This window comes from Agromyces sp. GXS1127, from assembly GCF_050565425.1.
Classification (GTDB): Bacteria; Actinomycetota; Actinomycetes; order Actinomycetales; family Microbacteriaceae; genus Agromyces.
In genome coordinates this window covers 102,134-119,524 of record NZ_JBOCIG010000005.1, presented here as the reverse complement: position 1 = coordinate 119,524, position 17,391 = coordinate 102,134, and the positions used below count along the sequence as shown (strand labels likewise).

Sequence of the window (17,391 nt, the reverse complement as noted above, 5' to 3'; positions counted from 1 at the left end):
AGGTCAGCTCGCGCGGACCAGCGGGTTCAGCGTCTGCGCGCGCTCGCGCGCCTCGGGCAGGCCGGCGAGGGCCAGCCAGTTGCCGAGCATGCGGTAGCCGCCCTCGGTGAGCACCGACTCCGGGTGGAACTGCACGCCGAGGATCGGCGCGGTCGCGTGGCGGAGGCCCATGATGACCCCGCCCTCGGTGCGGCTCGTGACGACGAGGTCGTCGGGCACCGTGCCGTCGACGACCGCGAGCGAGTGGTACCGGGTGGCGGTGAAGTGCTGCGGCACGCCGTCGTAGAACGGGCTGTCGTCGTGCACGACCTTCGACGTCTTGCCGTGCATGAGCTCCTCGGCGTTCGTCACGGTCGCGCCGAACGCCTCGGCGATCGCCTGGTGGCCGAGGCACACGCCGAGGATCGGCTGGCCGGAGGCGAGCGCCGCCTCGACGACGGGGATCGAGACGCCCGCGTCGGCGGGCTTGCCCGGGCCGGGCGAGATGAGCACCGCGTCGTACTCGGCGATGCGCTCGGCGACCTCGTCGGCCGGGATGTCGTCGTTGCGGACGACCTCCGTCTCGGCGCCGAGCTCCTGGAGGTAGCCGTTCAGCGTGTAGACGAAGCTGTCGTAGTTGTCGATGACGAGGATCCGGGTCATTGCTCCACCGTGACGTCGATTGGGTTGACGATCCCGTCGACCCAGGGGAACACCCAGGTGAACAGGACGAAGATCACGCCGGCGAGGATCCCCAGCATGAGGATGACGCGGAACCAGACCGGTCCCGGAAGGATACGCCACAGAGCCGCGTACACGCTCATCGCCCCCAAGCGGCGACGGCGTCGGCGATCTCGTCCGGCGGTCCGTCGGCGGTCGGACGCCACGTCTCGAGCACGCCGTAGGCGATGATGCGCTCGGCGGTCGAGTACAGCGGATTGCAGGTGGTCAACGTGATGATCCGATCGGTCGGGGCGAGCTCCGGGTGGTGCGGCACCGGTGCGAGCACGCCGACGGTGTCGGGCGTGACGTACTCCAGATCGCGGAACCGGTAGGTGTACCACCCGTCGCTCGTCTGGATGTAGATGCCGTCGCCGAGCTGGAGCCGGTCGATCTCGTGCATCCCGCCGCCGTAGGCGCTGCGATGCGCGGCGATGGCGAAGTTGCCGACGGCGCCCGGCATCTGCGTGCCCTCGTAGTGTCCGACCCCGGTGTCGGCATCGTTCAGCACGTCGAGGCCGGTGCCCTCGGCGACGGTACGCTGCGAGTCGTCACCGAAGCGCGGCACGTACATCACGGCGAACGCGTCGCCGTACGCGCGCTCGCTCGCGTCCACGTACGGCTCGGCCGCGTCGGACGGGGTCTCCGCGCTCGGCGGCTCGCCCCGGACGCGCTCCGCCTCCTGCCATCCGGTCGAGAGGTCGGATGCCGCCGCGGACTGCCGCGCGCCGGTGATCGCGTCGTTCCACCAGAGTTGCCAGCCGAGGAAGAGCAGCACGACGGCTCCGGCGGTCAGGAGCAGTTCTCCCAAGACGCCCACCACGCTCACGCGTCGGCGCTCCGAGCGCCGCGGCGTGGATGCATCGGGCATGCACGCGAGTCTATTCGGCGGCCCCGTCCGTGCGGATCCGCGGATCACGCGCAGAATCAGGTGCAGTAGAATCTCCGGCATGGCACGCACTGATTCTTCGAAGCCCGCGCGCGCGGAGCAGCCGAGCGGCGAGGACGCGCCGAATCCCGTCTGGTTCAAGCCCGTGATGTTCGGCTTCATGCTGCTCGGCCTCGTCTGGATCATCCTGTTCTACGTGAGCCAGGGCGCGCTCCCCGTCGCCGCGCTCGGTTCCTGGAACATCCTCGTCGGCTTCGGCATCGCCTTCATCGGCTTCCTCATGACCACCCGCTGGCGCTGACGCCGGCTCGAACGACCTCGAAGCGGGGCGGATGCTGCGGCATCCGCCCCGCTTTCCTCATCTCTGCACAGTGTTATCCACACCTTCCACAGGTTTCTCCACATACTCCACACCCTGTGGAGACATGGAAAGCGCGGAATTCCGGACATCGTGCGGAATCACACCCGTGTAACTCTCCCCAACTGTGGACAGCGTTGTGGATAACCGCTCGGCTCCGCCCACAATGACCGGGTTTGGCGGTGTCGGAGCGGCGCCGAGGCACGCCGAACCGGCCCGCGCGGCGGGACGCCGGCGTGCGAAGGAACGTCGCCTCAGAAGAGCGGCAGGTAGAAGTACCGCAGGCTCAGGATGAGGAGGACGACCACGAGTCCTCCGAGCAGGATCCACTGGAGCCGCTGCTGGTCGCGCTTGCGCGTCTCGACGAAGATCAGCCCGACGATCGCTCCGCCGACGAGTCCGCCGAGGTGCGCCTGCCAGGCGATGTTGAAGCCCGGCACGAACCCGATCACGAGGTTGATGCCGACGAGGATGAGGAGTTGCGTGGCATTCCCACCGAGTCGGCGCTGGATCACGAGGAACGCGCCCATGAGTCCGAAGATGGCACCAGAAGCGCCGACGACGCTCGTGTTCGGGTCGGACAGCCAGATCACGCCGACTGATCCTGCGAGTCCGGAGATGAGGTACAGCGCGAGGAACCGCCATCTACCGAGAACGTTCTCGAGCAGCTGTCCGAAGATCCACAGCGTGTACATGTTCAGGGCCACGTGGAAGATCAGGTCGGTCGAGTGCACGAGCATGGTGGTGAAGAGGCGCCACGGCTGGAATGCCACCTCGCTCATCGCGAGCGGGGTGAAATACAGCCAGTTGGTGACGCCGAGCCCCGGGATGAGCTGGAGCACGTACACCGCGAGGGTGATGCCGATGATGGAATACGTCACCACCGGGGCGCCGCGTCGGGCGGCGGAGCGGACGCGCGTCAGCGCCGGGGGCTTGGTCCGCGGTGCCGACGCGCGCTGCTCGCGCATGCATTCGGGGCAGATGACCCCGACGGGAGCCGGGGTCTGGCACTCCCCGCAGATGGTGCGGCCGCAGCGCTGGCACAGCACGAAGCTCTGCCGGTCGGGATGCCGATAGCAGGTGCTCGCGCGCTCGGGCGCCGGGTCGCTCACCGGGGGGCGGGGATCCGGCTCAGGCCTGCTCGACGGTGATCTTCTCGATCACGACGTCGTCGAGGGGGCGGTCGCGGCCGTCGGTCGGGACGGACGCCAGCTTGTCGACGACCTCGCGGCTGGCGGCATCCGTCACCTTGCCGAAGATGGTGTGCTTGCCCTGCAGCCACGTGGTCGGGCCGACCGTGATGAAGAACTGGGAGCCGTTCGTGCCCTTGCCGCCCTGGATGCCGGCGTTCGCCATCGCGAGGATGTAGGGCTCGGTGAAGTCCAGCTCGGGGTGGATCTCGTCGTCGAAGCGGTAGCCCGGCCCGCCGATGCCCTGGCCGAGCGGGTCGCCGCCCTGGATCATGAAGCCGGGGATGATGCGGTGGAACACGACGCCGTCGTAGAGCGGGTCGGTGGTGGTCTGGCCCGTGCCCGGGTGGGTCCACTCGATCTCGCCGGTCGCGAGGCCGACGAAGTTCTTCACCGTCTTCGGTGCGTGGTTGCCATAGAGGTCGACCTTGATGTCGCCGTGGTTGGTGGTGATCGTCGCGACTGCGGTGGGATTCGGCATACCGACGATTCTCTCATGCACGATTCGGCACGGTGCTGGCAACCCCCGTGCTTCCCACCCCACATCCAGCCGGTTCGGTGGCAGGATGGAGGAGTTCGCTGCACAACGATGGAGGTCGAGATGAGCCTGTCACGCAAGCGCCGGAAGGAACTCAAGCGGCTGCGCAGCAGTGCAGAGGAACTGTGGGGGACCCAGCAGGACGTGCTGGATCACGCGGGCAAGGTCGCGCGTGAGGCGAGCCGACAGATCAACCTGCTGACCCAGGAGGAAGTCGTTCCGCGCGTGCGTACGGGGTACCAGACCTACGTCCGCCCGGGCTTCGACCAGGCACGGAGCTACGCCCGCACTGCGGGCGATCAGGTCGAGCGGTCGCTCGGCAGTGCGCTCGGCTCGCTGCTGTCGATCGGCGACATCGCCAACGACACGCGTGTGCGTCGGGCGATCGAGCGGGTCTCACCGCGGGCCGCGGCCGAGATCAAGCGCAAGCAGGGCCCCGGCGTGGGCACCTACCTCGCGATCGGCGCCGGCGTCGTCGCGGCGGTCGGCGTCGCGTACGCGGTCTGGCAGACCTTCCGCGCCGACGACGAGCTCTGGGTCGCCGACGAGGAGCCGGGCACCGTGTCCGGCTCGGACGGCTCCGCCCCGTCGCCCGTCATCTGATCCCACGGTTTCCACGGCCCCCATCCGCACGCGGATGGGGGCCGTCGCCGTTTCGACGCCCCTCGGGTCAGGGGTGGCACTGATTTCCCTCCGATTCCGGATTCCCTCTTGCGGGTGATGAGCGAACGACGCTATGGTCGTGACTCGGCCCCACCGATCACGGTCGGGCCCGGCACAGGAGAGGAGGCGAGACCCCATGATGATGCAGCGAATCCAGACGCCCATCCGGCCGGCGGTCGCCTTCCTCGGCGCCCCCTTCGCGGCCTGCTAGCTCGCGCGTTCCCGCGCTGACCGCTCGTTGCAGGTCCACCGCCTGACGCGCCACGCCTGCACCGTGGGCCGACGCCCGTCCATCCGGCACCGGATCACCTGATCCGCGACATCCGCCCCGCTCGGACCGCCGATCCTCTCCCGCCACTCGTGCGCCCTCGCACCCTCGCCTCGTCGCGACGGATGCCGCGGCGCGACGTCCCGGGAGCCCGCACCCGTCACCTCCCGGCGCGTCGCATCCGCGCGCGCCATCCGCCATCCCGATGAAGGAATCACCGTGAACACCACACTCACCGCATCCCGCTCGACCGCGCAACAGGCAGCGGCCGGCGCAGGCCGCCTGCAGGAGCGCCTGGCACGACGTGCCGGGCTCGCGCTGCTCGCCTGGAGCCGTGCCGCAGCAGCGCGTCGCGCACGAACCGAGCTCGCGCGCACCGCCGGGCTCCAGCACCAGGCCGGTCGCCTCCGCGAGGAGAACTTCACCACCCTCGCGCTCGTGGCCCGGACGCTCTGATCACCATGAGCGCCGTGTCCGGACCGACCACGACGGCCCCGTCCGCTCGCCGGACGGGGCCGTCGCCCGTCTCCGGCACCGGCTTCGCTCAGGCGCGCGGCGGCGCGCCGTCCGCCGGCTCCTCCGCGTTCATGCGCAGCGCGATGTCGAGCAGGCTCACCCGCGTGAGCGAGGCGACCTCGCCCAGCGGGAACCAGCGCGCCTCGTCGCTCGAACCGCCGACCTCGTTCTCCAGCCGGCCGCCGACGACGCGCGCGCGGTACACCACTCGCATCGCGTAGAGCGGCGCCGACCCGTGGTGCCGTTTCGCCGCCGGCACCACCATGGTGTCGATGCCGAGCAGTCGATCGATCTCGGCGTCGTAGCCGGTCTCCTCGCGGATCTCGCGACGGGCCGCCTCGATCGGATGCTCCGCCCCCTCGATGCCACCGCCGGGCAGGGTCCAGGCCGACCGGCCGTGCTCGTTCCAGTGGGAGAGCAGGATCTCGCCGTCACGGATGATCACCCCGTACGCGGCGATGCGGATGTCCATCCCGCCACTGTATTACCCCGACCCGGCGATGACGCCGCCCCGGCCGCGGCCGATCACCCCGACGCGGCCACGAGCTCGAGCACGCCGCTCCGGGACTCGTTCGGCCGATGCACGAGCGGGCGCCAGCCCGCGGCGCGGGCCTCCCCGGCCGCGACCCGGAGTTGCGGAGCGCCGAGCTCGAGGAGCATCGACCCGCCATCGGCCAGCCACGCTCGTCCGTCGACGATCAGCCGGCGCACCTGATCCAGCCCGTCCGCCCCGCCCCCGACGAGCGCCGCCGCAGGCTCGTGCTCCCGGGCCTCGCGCGGCATCAGGCCGAGGTGCGCCTCGGGGACGTACGGCGGCACGGCCGCGATCGTCGTGATGCGCCCGCGCAACCCGTCCGGCACTCCGTCGAGCACGTCGGCTCGGTGCACGCCCGCTCCCGCGGGCAGGTTGCGGCGGGCGAGGGCGAGTGCGGCCGGATCCCGGTCCGCGGCGTGCACCTCCGCGTGGGCGGCGGCATGCGCGACCGTCGCCGCGAGCGGCGCCACGCCCGAGTACGGCTCGAGCATGACGGGCGCGACCGTCGCACGCACGCGCCGCACGGCGAGCCGGGCCAGCCGCAGGCTGCGCCGGCGCGGAACGAACACCCCCGGGCCGACGGCGAGCCGAAGCGCACCGAATCGGACCCACCCGACGAGCGGCTCGAGCGGCTCGCCCGAGATCCGACGCCGGACCAGCGACGCGAGCTCCGCGTCATCCGATGCGCTCTCCGCGAGGATCGCGGCCTCCTCCTCGGCGAACACGCTCCCCGCCGCGCGAAGCCGAGCGGCGATCCGCTCGAGCGACGCGATCCTGGTGCCCGGCATGAGGACGACCGTACCAACCCGCGCCCGGCGTGGAAACGCCGGTCGGCGGCCCGGAACGAAGGTCCGAGCCGCCGCCGACGGTGCCGAGAAGCCCCGGGCCTCAGTCGCCGCAGAGCCCGCGAGCGATCTCGTTCTTCATCTGCCCGCCGACCGCCCGGACGACCTCGCCGACGCCGTCGAAGCCGAGGGCGCCCTCGGTGTTGAGGGTCTTGTGGATGCCGCCGAAGCAGGCGGCGTCGTTCGGCGCCGCGTTCGCGGGGCCCGCGGCGAGACCGACCGCAGCGAGGCCGACGATGAACCCGGTGGCGAGAATGCGCTTCATTGGACTTCCCCTTCTGTCAGCGGGTGCCTACCACCCGATATCCACTACTTCCGGGATCAGGGCGGGATCGGATGCACCCGGTCGGAGAAGATTCCGACGGACGTCGATGAGCGATGTCGATGACGGGCGACACGGGGAATCGCCGAGGATCGGGAGTGCGATCGGGCCGGCTGGACTGTGGAGCCTAGGAGATTCGAACTCCTGACATCCTGCTTGCAAAGCAGGCGCTCTACCAACTGAGCTAAGGCCCCGTGACGGATGCCCTGGGGCACCCGGTTGTGGAGTTATCGGAGTGGGGATACGAGGACTTGAACCTCGGACCTCTTCGTTATCAGCGAAGCGCTCTAACCGCCTGAGCTATATCCCCGAATTTCGGCCGAAGGACAGACTACCCGAAGGGTTCGGGATCGTGAAATCGAGCCGAGAACGGCCTCAGTTGTTGGTGAAGCCGACCAGGATGCCGCCCGTGATCTTCACGCTGAGGTTGTACAGCACGGCGACGACCGCACCCAGCGCCGTGGTCACGACGAGGTTCAGCAGCGACGCCACGACCGCGAAGCCCATGACGTTGCCGACCGACAGGATCGACCGGAGGTCGGTGCCCGCGCCTGCGACATCCTGCACCAGGCTGTTCAGGTTCTCGAACAGGCCCGTCGACTGCACGATCGTGAACACGAGGAACGTGGCCACGATGTTCACGACCGAGAGGCACACGGCCACCAGGAACGACAGCTTCACCGCCGACCAGAAGTCGATGTACACCAGCCGCAGGCGGACCTGCTTCGCCGGGGGCTTCCGGTTCGACTTGCCGGCCAGCTTCTCAGCGACGCTGCTCATGACGGTCACTCCTCTTCCGCGGTCTCGGCCGCTTCGGGCTCTGCGGCCTCATCCACCAGGTTGCGCTCGGAATTCCTCGCGATCGCGATGATGCGATCGTCCGCGACGAACTTCGCGAACACGACGCCCATCGTGTCCCTGCCCTTGGCGGGGACCTCGGCGACGTCAGAGCGTACCACCTTGCCGCTGGCAAGAACCACGAGGACCTCGTCCTCCCGTGCGACGGTGAGCGCGCCCGCGAGGTCGCCCCGGTCGTCGCTCAGCTTGGCCACCTTGATGCCGAGGCCGCCGCGCTGCTGCTTGCGGTAGTCCTCGATCCGGGTGCGCTTGGCGTAGCCGCCCTCGGTCACCACGAAGACGTAGGTGTTCGCCGCGCTGTGCTTCTGCCCCGAGGCATCCGCCGGCGCATCGGCCCCGTCGTCGCCGTTCGAGTGGGGCACGACGGATGCCGCGAGCAGCTCGTCGCCCGGACGGAAGCCCATGCCCTTCACGCCCGACGTCGAGCGGCCCATGGGCCGGAGCGCCTCGTCGGTCGCCTCGAATCGGAGCGACATGCCCTTCTTCGAGACCAGCAGGATCTCGTCGTGCTGGTCGACCAGCATCGCCGAGACGAGCTCGTCGCCCTCGCGCAGGTTGATCGCGATGACGCCGCGCGAGCGGTTCGTGTCGTACGCGGTCAGCTCGGTCTTCTTGACCAGGCCGTCGCGCGTGGCGAGCACCAGGTAGTCGGCGACGCCGTAGTCGCGGATGTCGAGGATCTCGGCGATCTCCTCGTCGGGCTGCAGTTCGAGGAGGTTCGCGACGTGCTGGCCCTTCGCGTCGCGGCCGGCCTCCTGGATCTCGTACGTCTTCGCGCGGTACACGCGGCCCATGTTCGTGAAGAAGAGGAGCCAGTGGTGCGTCGTCGTCACGAAGAAGTGGTCGACGACGTCGTCGGCGCGCAGCTGCGCACCCTTCACGCCCTTGCCGCCGCGGTGCTGGGACCGGTAGTTGTCGCTGCGCGTGCGCTTGATGTACCCGCCGCGGGTGACGGTGACGACCATCTCCTCCTCGGGGATCAGGTCCTCGACCGACATGTCCCCGTCGAACCCGGGGACGATGTGCGTGCGGCGCTCGTCGCCGAACTTGTCGACGATCTCACGGAGCTCGTCGGCGATGATCGTGCGCTGGCGCGCCGGGGTGGCGAGGATGTCGCGGTAGTCGGCGATCTGGCGCTCGAGCTCGGCCGCCTCGTCCATGATCTTCTGGCGCTCGAGCGCGGCCAGGCGGCGCAGCTGCAGTTCGAGGATGGCGCGGGCCTGGAGCTCGTCGATGTCGAGCAGCTGGATCAGGCCGTCGCGGGCGTCCTCCGCGGTGGCGGAACGCCGGATGAGCGCGATGACCTCGTCGAGCGCGTCGAGCGCCTTCAGGTAGCCGCGCAGGATGTGCATCCGCTCCTCGGCCTTGCGCAGGCGGAACTCGGTGCGGCGGACGATCACGTCGACCTGGTGGTCGACCCAGTGCGAGATGAACCCGTCGATCGAGAGGGTGCGAGGCACGCCGTCGACGATCGCGAGCATGTTGGCGCCGAAGTTGTCCTGCAGCTGCGTGTGCTTGTACAGGTTGTTCAGCACGACCTTGGCGACCGCATCGCGCTTCAGCACGATCACCAGGCGCTGGCCCGTCCGGCCCGACGACTCGTCGCGGATGTCGGCGATGCCGGCGAGCTTGCCGTCCTTCACCAGGTCGGCGATCTTGACCGCGAGGTTGTCGGGGTTGACCTGGTACGGGAGCTCGGTGACGACGAGGCAGGTGCGGCCCTGGATCTCCTCGACGTTCACCACGGCGCGCATCGTGATCGAGCCGCGACCCGTGCGGTAGGCGTCGTGGATGCCCTTGACGCCGAGGATCTGCGCGGCGGTCGGGAAGTCCGGCCCCTTGATGCGCTGGATCAGCGCGTCCTGCAGCTCCTCGCGCGAGGCATCCGGGTTCTCGAGCGCCCACAGGGCGCCGTCGGCGACCTCGCGCAGGTTGTGCGGCGGGATGTTCGTGGCCATGCCGACCGCGATGCCGACCGAGCCGTTGACGAGCAGGTTCGGGAAGCGGCTCGGCAGGACCGTCGGCTCCTGCGTGCGGCCGTCGTAGTTGTCCTGGAAGTCGACGGTCTCTTCCTCGATGTCGCGCACCATCTCCATGGCGAGCGGCGACATCTTGGTCTCGGTGTACCGGTGCGCGGCGGCGCCGTCGTTGCCCGGCGAGCCGAAGTTGCCCTGACCGAGCGCGAGCGGGTACCGCATCGCCCACGGCTGCACGAGGCGCACCAGCGAGTCGTACACGGCGCTGTCGCCGTGCGGATGGAACTGGCCCATGACGTCGCCGATGACGCGCGTGCACTTCGAGAACGCACGGTCGGGACGGTAGCCGCCGTCGTACATCGTGTAGATGACGCGGCGGTGCACGGGCTTCAGGCCGTCGCGGACATCGGGCAGCGCGCGCCCGATGATCACGCTCATCGCGTAGTCGAGGTAGGACCGCTGCATCTCCAGGTGCAGGTCGACCTGGTCGATCCGGCCGTGGACGCCGAAGGCCTCGCCGTTGTCGATCTCGTCCGTCATTCTCGTGGATCTCGTTTCTGCCTGGGTGGGTCTCGATGCGCCGGCCGGAGGGGCCGACTACTCGACCTCGATCGAGTCGCCGCGGATGCGGCTCGTGCGATCAGATGTCGAGGAAACGCACGTCCTTCGCGTTCTTCTGGATGAATGCCCGGCGCGACTCCACGTCATCGCCCATCAGGGTCGAGAAGATCTCGTCGGCCGCCGCGGCGTCGTCCATCGTGACCTGCAGCAGCGTGCGGGTCTCGGGGTTCATCGTGGTGTCCCACAGTTCCTGGTGGTTCATCTCGCCGAGGCCCTTGTAGCGCTGGACGCCGTTCTCCTTGGGCAGGCGGCGGCCCGCGGCCTGGCCGTCGGCGATGACCGCGTCGCGCTCCCGGTCGGAGTACACGTAGTCGTGGTCGGCGTTCGACCACTTGATGCGGTACAGCGGCGGCTGCGCCAGGTAGACGTAGCCCATCTCGATGAGGGGACGCATGTACCGGAACAGCAGCGTGAGCAGCAGCGTCGTGATGTGCTGGCCGTCGACGTCGGCGTCGGCCATGAGCACGATCTTGTGGTACCGGGCCTTCTCGGGGTTGAAGTCCTCGCCGATGCCCGTGCCGAACGCCGTGATCATCGCCTGGATCTCGGCGTTGCCGAGCGCGCGGTCGAGGCGCGCCTTCTCGACGTTCAGGATCTTGCCGCGCAGCGGCAGGATGGCCTGGGTCTCGGGATTGCGGCCGGTCTTCGCCGATCCGCCGGCCGAGTCGCCCTCCACGAGGAAGATCTCGGAGACGGTCGGATCCTTGCTCGTGCAGTCCGAGAGCTTGCCCGGCATGCCGCTCGTCTCGAGGAAGCCCTTCCGTCGCGTCGCCTCGCGCGCCTTGCGCGCCGCGATGCGGGCGGTGGCCGCCTGCTGCGCCTTGCGGATGATGTCGCGCGCCTGATTCGGGTTGCGGTCGAACCAGTCGCCGAGCTGGTCGCCGACCACGCGCTGCACGAACGACTTCGCCTCGGTGTTGCCGAGCTTGGTCTTCGTCTGGCCCTCGAACTGCGGCTCGGAGAGCTTGACCGAGATGACCGCGGTGAGGCCCTCGCGGACGTCGTCGCCGGAGAGGTTGTCGTCCTTCTCCTTCAGGATCCCCTTCTCGCGCGCGTAGCGGTTGACGAGCGTCGTCAGCGCCGCCCGGAACCCCTCCTCGTGCGTGCCGCCCTCGTGCGTGTTGATCGTGTTCGCGTAGGTGTGGACCGATTCGGTGTATGCGGTCGTCCACTGCATCGCGACCTCGAGCGCGATGTGGCGCTCGGTGTCCTCCGCCTCGAACGAGATGACCTCGTCGTTGACGAGCTCGACCTTCTTCGACCGGTTGAGGTACTCGACGTAGTCGACGAGCCCGCGCTCGTAGAGGAAGGTGTCGGTGCGCTGCACCGGGATGGTGATGGCGCCGGTGGTCGGGGTGTCCTCCGGGTCGATCTCGACGTGGCCGGCGCGCATGTCGGTCAGCGTGATGCGAAGCCCCTTGTTGAGGAACGCCATCTGCTGGAAGCGCGTGCGGAGGGTCTCGTAGTCGAACTCGACGGTCTCGAAGATCTCCTCGCTCGGCCAGAATGTGATGATCGTGCCGGTCTCGGTGCTCTCCTCGTCCTGCGAGAGCGGCGCGTCGGGGACGCCGACGCGGTACGACTGCCGCCAGACGTGCCCCTGGCGCTTGACCTCCACCTCGAGCCGGCTCGACAGCGCGTTCACGACGGACGAGCCCACGCCGTGCAGGCCGCCCGACACCGCGTACCCGCCGCCGCCGAACTTGCCGCCCGCGTGCAGCACCGTGAGCACGACCTCGACCGTCGAGCGGCCCTCGGTCTTGTGGATGTCGACCGGGATGCCGCGGCCGTTGTCGACGACGCGGACCCCGCCGTCGGGCAGGATCGTCACGTCGATGTCGTCGGCGAAGCCGGCGAGCGCCTCATCGACCGAGTTGTCGACGATCTCGTACACGAGGTGGTGGAGTCCGCGCGGCCCCGTCGAGCCGATGTACATGCCGGGACGCTTCCGAACCGCTTCGAGGCCCTCGAGAACCTGGATCGCGTCGGCGCCGTATTCAGGCGCGCCCTGGGCCTTCGTCGGTTCCGCTGTCATGGGTGAATCGGGCTCCAAACCGTCGTACTGGCGACCCTTGATCCTATCAACTCCCGGTCGCCCCGAGAATCGCTCCGCGCCGATCTGCGGCGCCGAGAACAGCGAAGTGACCGATTTTGCCGTCTCAGCCGTAGGTGTCGCGCGGACCGCGCCCTGGAACCGATCTGGGACCCTTTTTCCAGGTGGGGGCATCCGGGCCTTGGAACCGGATCGTGTCGACGCCGGCCCGGGGATGCCGCTCGAGGATCGCCCGGATGAGCTCCTCGCGCATCATCCGCAACTGCGTCGCCCACGCCGTCGACTCGCAGCGCACCTGGAGCACGCCGCCCTCGATCGCGATGGGCTCGGAATGGCGGGCGATGTCCTCGCCGGCGATCTCGGGCCATGCCGAGAGGAGCTCCTGCTGGGACAGCGGTCCGGTCCAGCCGAGCTGCGCGGTCAGCGTGTCGATCGCCGACCCGAGCGGCTTCGGGTCGCGGCCCGGCGCGAACGGCTCGCTGCCCTCGACCTCCCGCGTCCGAGTCCGTGCCCGGCCCGGGCGGATGCGGGGCTCGCCGCCGAAGATCTCACGGAAGTGCTGGTACGTGCGTGCGGCCTCAGACACCGGGTGCCTCCGACGGCATTCGTCCGGCGGCGGCGGCGATGACGGATGTCGCGGCACCGGCGGCCGGTTCGTGCTCAGGCTGCTCGGGCGATCCCGGCGCCTCGACGACCTCACCCGCCGCGATCCGGATCACGCGGTGCGAGAGCGGTTCGGGCACGTCCTCGAGGACGGCGGCCGTGATCAGCACCTGCTCGTACCCGCCGACGGCGGCCGCGAGCCGCTCGCGGCGCAGGCGATCGAGCTCGGCGAAGACGTCGTCGAGCACGAGCACCGGATCGCCTGTCGAGGAGTCGCGCCGGAGCAGCTCGGCGGCGGCGAGCCGCAGGGCGAGCGCGAACGACCACGACTCGCCGTGGCTCGCATAGCCCTTCGCCGGCAGGCCGTTCAGCAGGAGCAGCACGTCGTCGCGGTGCGGGCCGGCGAGGGTGACCCCGCGTTCGAGCTCCTTGCGCCGCAGCGCGGCCAGCGCTGCGGCGAACCGCTCCGCCGTGTGGGCGCGGTCGGCGCCCGGCTCGACGGCGGTGCCGCCGTCGCCCGTCGCCGCCGCGGCATCCGTGGGGTCGTCGTCGGGATCGGCGCCGTCGATCGACAGCACGGGCTGCAACTCGGGGCGGTGGTCGTCGTCGACGATCGCGCGGTACGCGGCCGCGAGGGGATCGCGCAGCTCCGAGACGAGTTCGCTGCGACGGTCGATGAGCTCGGCTCCGAGCTCGACGAGCCGCTCGTCCCAGATGTCGAGCGTGGTCAGCTGCGACGCCGCGAGGCCGCGCGCCCGAGCGCTCTTCAGCAGCGAGTTGCGCTGCTTGAGGACGCGGTCGTAGTCGGCCATGACCCCCGCGAGGCGCGGCACGCGCTGGACGAGGAGGCCGTCGAGCATGCGGCGGCGCACCGAGGGCTCGCCCCGGACGATCGCCAGGTCTTCCGGAGCGAAGAGGACCGAGTGCGCGTACCTGGGCAGGTCGCGCGGCTTCGCCGCGCCGCGGTTCACCTGGGCCTTGTTCGCGCCGTGCCGGTTCAGCTGGAGCTCGAGGAGGACCTCGCGGCCGGCGGAGGACAGCAGCGCGCGGACGATCGCCGCGTCGGCGCCGGCACGGATGAGCGCCTGGTCGCCGGCGACGCGATGCGATCCGAGCGTCGCGAGGTAGCCGATGGCCTCGACGAGGTTGGTCTTGCCCTGCCCGTTGCGCCCGACGATCACCGTCGCCCCGGGCTCGAACGTCAGCTCGGCGGAGCGGTAATTGCGGAAATCGGTGAGCGAGAGCCTCGCGACGTGCACGGTGCGGCTCCCTTCTTGCGAACCCCCACGCTACCCGCCGCCGCCGACATCGCCGGGCGCGGCCGGATGATCAGCGCAGCAGCAGGTTCGGCTGGAGCAGGTAGCGGTAGCTGTCGGCGCCGGCCTGCTCGCGCGAGGTCTGGCTCGTGATGAGCACCGGCCCCGGCTTGTTGGGGTTCTCGGTCTTGGTGAACGAGATGCGCACGAACTCGCTCGGCACCGCCTGCAGGCCGTCGAGGAGGAACTGCGGCTTCAACGAAACGACCGTGGCGTCGCCCGTGAGGATCGCGTCGATCGACTCGGACGCCTGGGCCTGCTCGCTGCCGATCGCCTCGAGCGTCAGCCCGTCCTCCGAGAACGAGTACCGCAGCGCGGCCTCGCGCTCGAGTACGAGCGCGACGCGACGGGTCGCCTCGATGAGCTCGGCGGTGTTCATCACCGCGTAGTTCTCGACCGTGTCGGGGAAGAGCCGGCGCACGGGCGGGAAGTTGCCCTTGATGAGCAGGCTCGTGACGGTCTTGCGGTCGGCCGAGAAGGCGATGAGCTCGCGGTCGTCGCGGCTCGTGATCGCGACCGAGATCGTGCCCGAGTGCCCGAAGGTCTTGCCGACCTCCTGGAGCGTGCGCGCGGGGACGAGCGCGGTGGTCGTGGCGTCGCCGTCGCCGGCGACCCCGCCGCCGTCCCAGTCGATCTCGCGGATCGCGACGCGGTAACGGTCGGTGGCGACCAGGCTCAGGTTCGTCTCGCGGACCTCGAGCTGCACGCCGGTGATGACCGGGGTGACGTCGTCGCGGGATGCCGCGACCGCGACCTGCGCGACCGCCGACGCGAACTCCTCGGCGGGGACGACGCCGGTCTGCTCGCCGATCTCGGGGATCGAGGGGTATTCCTCGACGGGCATCGACAGGAGCGTGAAGCTCGCGGACCCGCAGGTGACCGAGATCCGCGACTCCTCGGTCGACACGCGTACGGGCGCGTTCGGCAGGCGGCCGGCGATCTCGGCGAGCAGTCGACCGGACACCAGGACGGTGCCCGGCTCCTCGACGTCGGCCTGGATCTCGGTGCGCGAGGACACCTCGTAGTCGAAGGAGGAGAGGACGAGCCCGTCGCCCTCGGCCTGGATCAGCACCCCGGAGAGGATCGGGAGGGTCGTGCGCTGCGGCAGCAGCTTGACGGCGAACGACACGGCCTCACTGAAGACGTCGCGATTGACCTGGAACTTCACGGTTCTCCCGTCGTGGAGGTGCTGGATGGCTCCCATGCTATCCGGACGCCCGTTTCCGGCGCGGTGATTTCGCGGGTCGGGACGCGGGGCGGCTCGCCTCCGGCGACGGCCGATCCCAGGTTGCCGAACGCCGTGGGTTAATCCAGATATCTCTTAACGGTGTTAACCGGTGTGGAAACTGTGGATGGTGTTCGGAGATCCGCGCGGGCAGTGGGATGCGAGCCCGTCGTGGCTGTGCACGGTGTGTGGAAAGCCGTGTGCGCGGCATCGGCCGTCGGTGATCGCCGTGCGGAGTTGTGCACAGGACGCACCGGCGTCTCAACAGTCGTGGCGCGGTTGCTCGTTAACAATCCACAGATTTTCCACACCTGTGCGGAATCGTGTCGGCGAGCTCTCAGGAACGGTCGTCGGCCGGTCGGAGGGCGCGCCGACGAGCCGCGCGAGCACGCGGCATCCGACCCCCGGACTCAGCGATAGCGGGTGGTTTGCTTGATGCGCGCGGTCAGCTCGGTGACCTGGTTGTAGATCGAGCGGCGCTCCTTCATGAGCTCCGAGATCTTCTTGTTCGCGTACATCACGGTCGTGTGGTCGCGGTTGCCGAACAGCTGGCCGATCTTGGGCAGGCTCAGGCTCGTGAGCTCCCGGCAGAGGTACATCGCGATCTGACGGGCGGTCGCGACCGCCTGCGAGCGGCTCGAGCCGTACAGGTCGTCGACCGTGAGCTTGAAGTAGTCGGCCGTCGCCGTGATGATGTCGACCGGCGCGACGACGTTGTCGGTGTCATCCGTGATGAGGTCCTTCAGGACCGTCTGCACGAGCGGCATGTCGACCGGCGTGCGGTTCAGGCTCGCGAACGCCGTCACGCGGATGAGCGTGCCCTCGAGCTCGCGGATGTTGCTCGAGACCTTCGAGGCCATGTACTCGAGGATGTCGTCGGGCACCTGCAGGTGCTCGTTCTGCGCCTTCTTGCGGAGGATCGCGATGCGCGTCTCGAGGTCGGGCGCCTGGACGTCGGTGATCAGGCCCCACTCGAAGCGGCTGCGCATCCGGTCCTCGAAGCCCGTGAGGTGCTTCGGCGGCACGTCGCTCGTGATCACGACCTGCTTGTTGTGATCGTGCAGCGTGTTGAAGGTGTGGAAGAACGCCTCCTGCGTCTCCGCCTTGCCCTGCAGGAACTGGATGTCGTCGATCAGCAGGATGTCGATGTTGCGGTAGCGCTGCTGGAAGAGCGAGCCGCGGTTGTTCGCGATGGAGTTGATGAAGTCGTTCGTGAACTCCTCGCTCGAGACGTACCGCACGCGGATGCCGGGGTACAGGCTCATCGCGTAGTGGCCGATCGCGTGCAGGAGGTGCGTCTTGCCGAGGCCCGAGTCGCCGTAGATGAAGAGCGGGTTGTACGCCTTCGCCGGCGCCTCGGCCACGGCCACCGCCGCCGCGTGCGCGAACCGGTTGGACTGGCCGATGACGAAGCTGTCGAAGGAGTACTTCGGGTTCAGGCGCGCGTCGCGCGGGCGATCGACGCTGCCGCTGCCGCTGTCGAAGATGGGCTGCGGGCCGACCGGCACGTCGTCGGCTGCGGCGTCGAGGCCCATCGGTCCGCCGGGCACGCCGGTGCCGATCGGCCCCGGGCCGCCGGCCCCGACGGACGGGCCGACGCCCATGGCGCCGTTCGGGACGGGTTCGGCCGGCCGGAGCTCCTCGAGCTCCGGGTTCACCACCACGTAGAACGAGGTGACCGGGGCGGGAGCGTCGATCGCGCTCATCGCCGTCAGGAGCGATACGCGCATCCGCTGGTTCAGCATGCTCGCGGTGAAGTCGTTCGGCACCTCGAGGTAGAAGGTGCCCGCCGCGATGCCCTTCGGCTCGACGAGGTTGAGGAACCCCTGGAGCATCGGCGTGATCGCCTCGTCGTCGGAGAGTCGCCCGAGGACCGTCGCCCACGTCTCGCTGATGGGCTGTTCCGTCATCGCTCC

At 69.4% G+C, this 17,391-nt stretch carries 18 protein-coding genes and 2 tRNA genes; 3 read left to right on the top strand and 17 right to left on the bottom strand.

Annotated elements, in window-relative coordinates:
- Positions 1–3 precede the first annotated feature (3 nt).
- The 3 genes from ACQ393_RS10800 to ACQ393_RS10790 are packed head-to-tail and all read right to left on the bottom strand — an operon-like array spanning position 4 to position 1,570.
- Positions 4–642, bottom strand: a complete 639-nt coding sequence (locus ACQ393_RS10800; protein WP_430646830.1) for an anthranilate synthase component II — start codon at positions 640–642, stop codon at positions 4–6.
- Entirely contained in the window at positions 639–797 is a 159-nt protein-coding gene (locus tag ACQ393_RS10795) for a hypothetical protein (protein WP_430646829.1), read from the bottom strand. The genes ACQ393_RS10800 and ACQ393_RS10795 overlap by 4 nt, the downstream gene beginning before the upstream one ends.
- 2 nt (positions 798–799) lie before the next feature.
- On the bottom strand, positions 800–1,570 hold the full coding sequence (locus ACQ393_RS10790) for a class E sortase (protein ID WP_430646828.1): 771 nt from the start codon (positions 1,568–1,570) through the stop codon (positions 800–802).
- Positions 1,571–1,649: 79 nt separating this feature from the next.
- Here ACQ393_RS10790 and ACQ393_RS10785 point away from each other — a divergent pair, with 79 nt between their 5' ends.
- A complete protein-coding gene (locus ACQ393_RS10785; RefSeq protein WP_430646827.1) occupies positions 1,650–1,889 on the top strand; it encodes a cell division protein CrgA in 240 nt (79 codons plus the stop codon).
- 311 nt (positions 1,890–2,200) lie between these two features.
- On the opposite strand, the gene ACQ393_RS10780 is transcribed toward ACQ393_RS10785, so the two are convergent.
- Positions 2,201–3,058, bottom strand: a complete 858-nt coding sequence (locus ACQ393_RS10780) for a rhomboid family intramembrane serine protease (RefSeq protein WP_430646826.1) — start codon at positions 3,056–3,058, stop codon at positions 2,201–2,203.
- Between the two features lie 19 nt (positions 3,059–3,077).
- Positions 3,078–3,617, bottom strand: a complete 540-nt coding sequence (locus tag ACQ393_RS10775; RefSeq protein WP_430646825.1) for a peptidylprolyl isomerase — start codon at positions 3,615–3,617, stop codon at positions 3,078–3,080.
- Between the two features lie 120 nt (positions 3,618–3,737).
- On the opposite strand from ACQ393_RS10775, the gene ACQ393_RS10770 reads away from it, so the two are divergent.
- Together ACQ393_RS10770 and ACQ393_RS10765 are read left to right on the top strand one after the other, a co-directional pair.
- Positions 3,738–4,277, top strand: a complete 540-nt coding sequence (locus ACQ393_RS10770; RefSeq protein WP_430646824.1) for a hypothetical protein — start codon at positions 3,738–3,740, stop codon at positions 4,275–4,277.
- A gap of 547 nt (positions 4,278–4,824) precedes the next feature.
- Complete coding sequence (locus ACQ393_RS10765) at positions 4,825–5,061, top strand: hypothetical protein (RefSeq protein ID WP_430646823.1); 237 nt, start codon at positions 4,825–4,827, stop codon at positions 5,059–5,061.
- 88 nt (positions 5,062–5,149) lie between these two features.
- Here the strand turns inward: ACQ393_RS10765 and ACQ393_RS10760 are convergent, their stop codons facing one another.
- From ACQ393_RS10760 to dnaA, 12 genes are all read right to left on the bottom strand, one after another.
- Positions 5,150–5,593 (bottom strand): NUDIX hydrolase, encoded by a 444-nt coding sequence (locus tag ACQ393_RS10760; protein ID WP_430646822.1) that lies wholly within the window; start codon positions 5,591–5,593, stop codon positions 5,150–5,152.
- 53 nt (positions 5,594–5,646) lie between these two features.
- The gene (locus ACQ393_RS10755) at positions 5,647–6,444 is read right to left on the bottom strand and encodes a hypothetical protein (RefSeq protein ID WP_430646821.1); all 798 of its coding nucleotides are present in this window, start codon (positions 6,442–6,444) and stop codon (positions 5,647–5,649) included.
- Positions 6,445–6,544: 100 nt separating this feature from the next.
- Positions 6,545–6,766: a hypothetical protein gene (locus tag ACQ393_RS10750; RefSeq protein ID WP_430646820.1), complete on the bottom strand. Its 222-nt coding sequence runs from the start codon at positions 6,764–6,766 to the stop codon at positions 6,545–6,547.
- A gap of 178 nt (positions 6,767–6,944) precedes the next feature.
- Positions 6,945–7,017, bottom strand: a tRNA-Ala gene (locus ACQ393_RS10745).
- A gap of 42 nt (positions 7,018–7,059) precedes the next feature.
- Positions 7,060–7,133, bottom strand: a tRNA-Ile gene (locus ACQ393_RS10740).
- A 65-nt stretch (positions 7,134–7,198) separates the two neighbouring features.
- Positions 7,199–7,603 (bottom strand): DUF3566 domain-containing protein, encoded by a 405-nt coding sequence (locus tag ACQ393_RS10735; protein ID WP_129233062.1) that lies wholly within the window; start codon positions 7,601–7,603, stop codon positions 7,199–7,201.
- Between the two features lie 5 nt (positions 7,604–7,608).
- On the bottom strand, positions 7,609–10,197 hold the full coding sequence (gyrA, locus tag ACQ393_RS10730) for a DNA gyrase subunit A (RefSeq protein ID WP_430646819.1): 2,589 nt from the start codon (positions 10,195–10,197) through the stop codon (positions 7,609–7,611).
- 100 nt (positions 10,198–10,297) lie between these two features.
- Positions 10,298–12,313 (bottom strand): DNA topoisomerase (ATP-hydrolyzing) subunit B, encoded by a 2,016-nt coding sequence (gyrB, locus tag ACQ393_RS10725; protein WP_430646818.1) that lies wholly within the window; start codon positions 12,311–12,313, stop codon positions 10,298–10,300.
- A 124-nt stretch (positions 12,314–12,437) separates the two neighbouring features.
- The gene (locus tag ACQ393_RS10720) at positions 12,438–12,917 is read right to left on the bottom strand and encodes a DUF721 domain-containing protein (RefSeq protein ID WP_430646817.1); all 480 of its coding nucleotides are present in this window, start codon (positions 12,915–12,917) and stop codon (positions 12,438–12,440) included.
- A complete protein-coding gene (recF, locus tag ACQ393_RS10715) occupies positions 12,910–14,193 on the bottom strand; it encodes a DNA replication/repair protein RecF (RefSeq protein ID WP_430646816.1) in 1,284 nt (427 codons plus the stop codon). The genes ACQ393_RS10720 and recF overlap by 8 nt, the downstream gene beginning before the upstream one ends.
- A gap of 70 nt (positions 14,194–14,263) precedes the next feature.
- Positions 14,264–15,418: a DNA polymerase III subunit beta gene (dnaN, locus tag ACQ393_RS10710; protein ID WP_430646815.1), complete on the bottom strand. Its 1,155-nt coding sequence runs from the start codon at positions 15,416–15,418 to the stop codon at positions 14,264–14,266.
- A 467-nt stretch (positions 15,419–15,885) separates the two neighbouring features.
- Positions 15,886–17,310 (bottom strand): chromosomal replication initiator protein DnaA, encoded by a 1,425-nt coding sequence (gene dnaA, locus ACQ393_RS10705; protein ID WP_430647019.1) that lies wholly within the window; start codon positions 17,308–17,310, stop codon positions 15,886–15,888.
- Positions 17,311–17,391 lie beyond the last annotated feature (81 nt).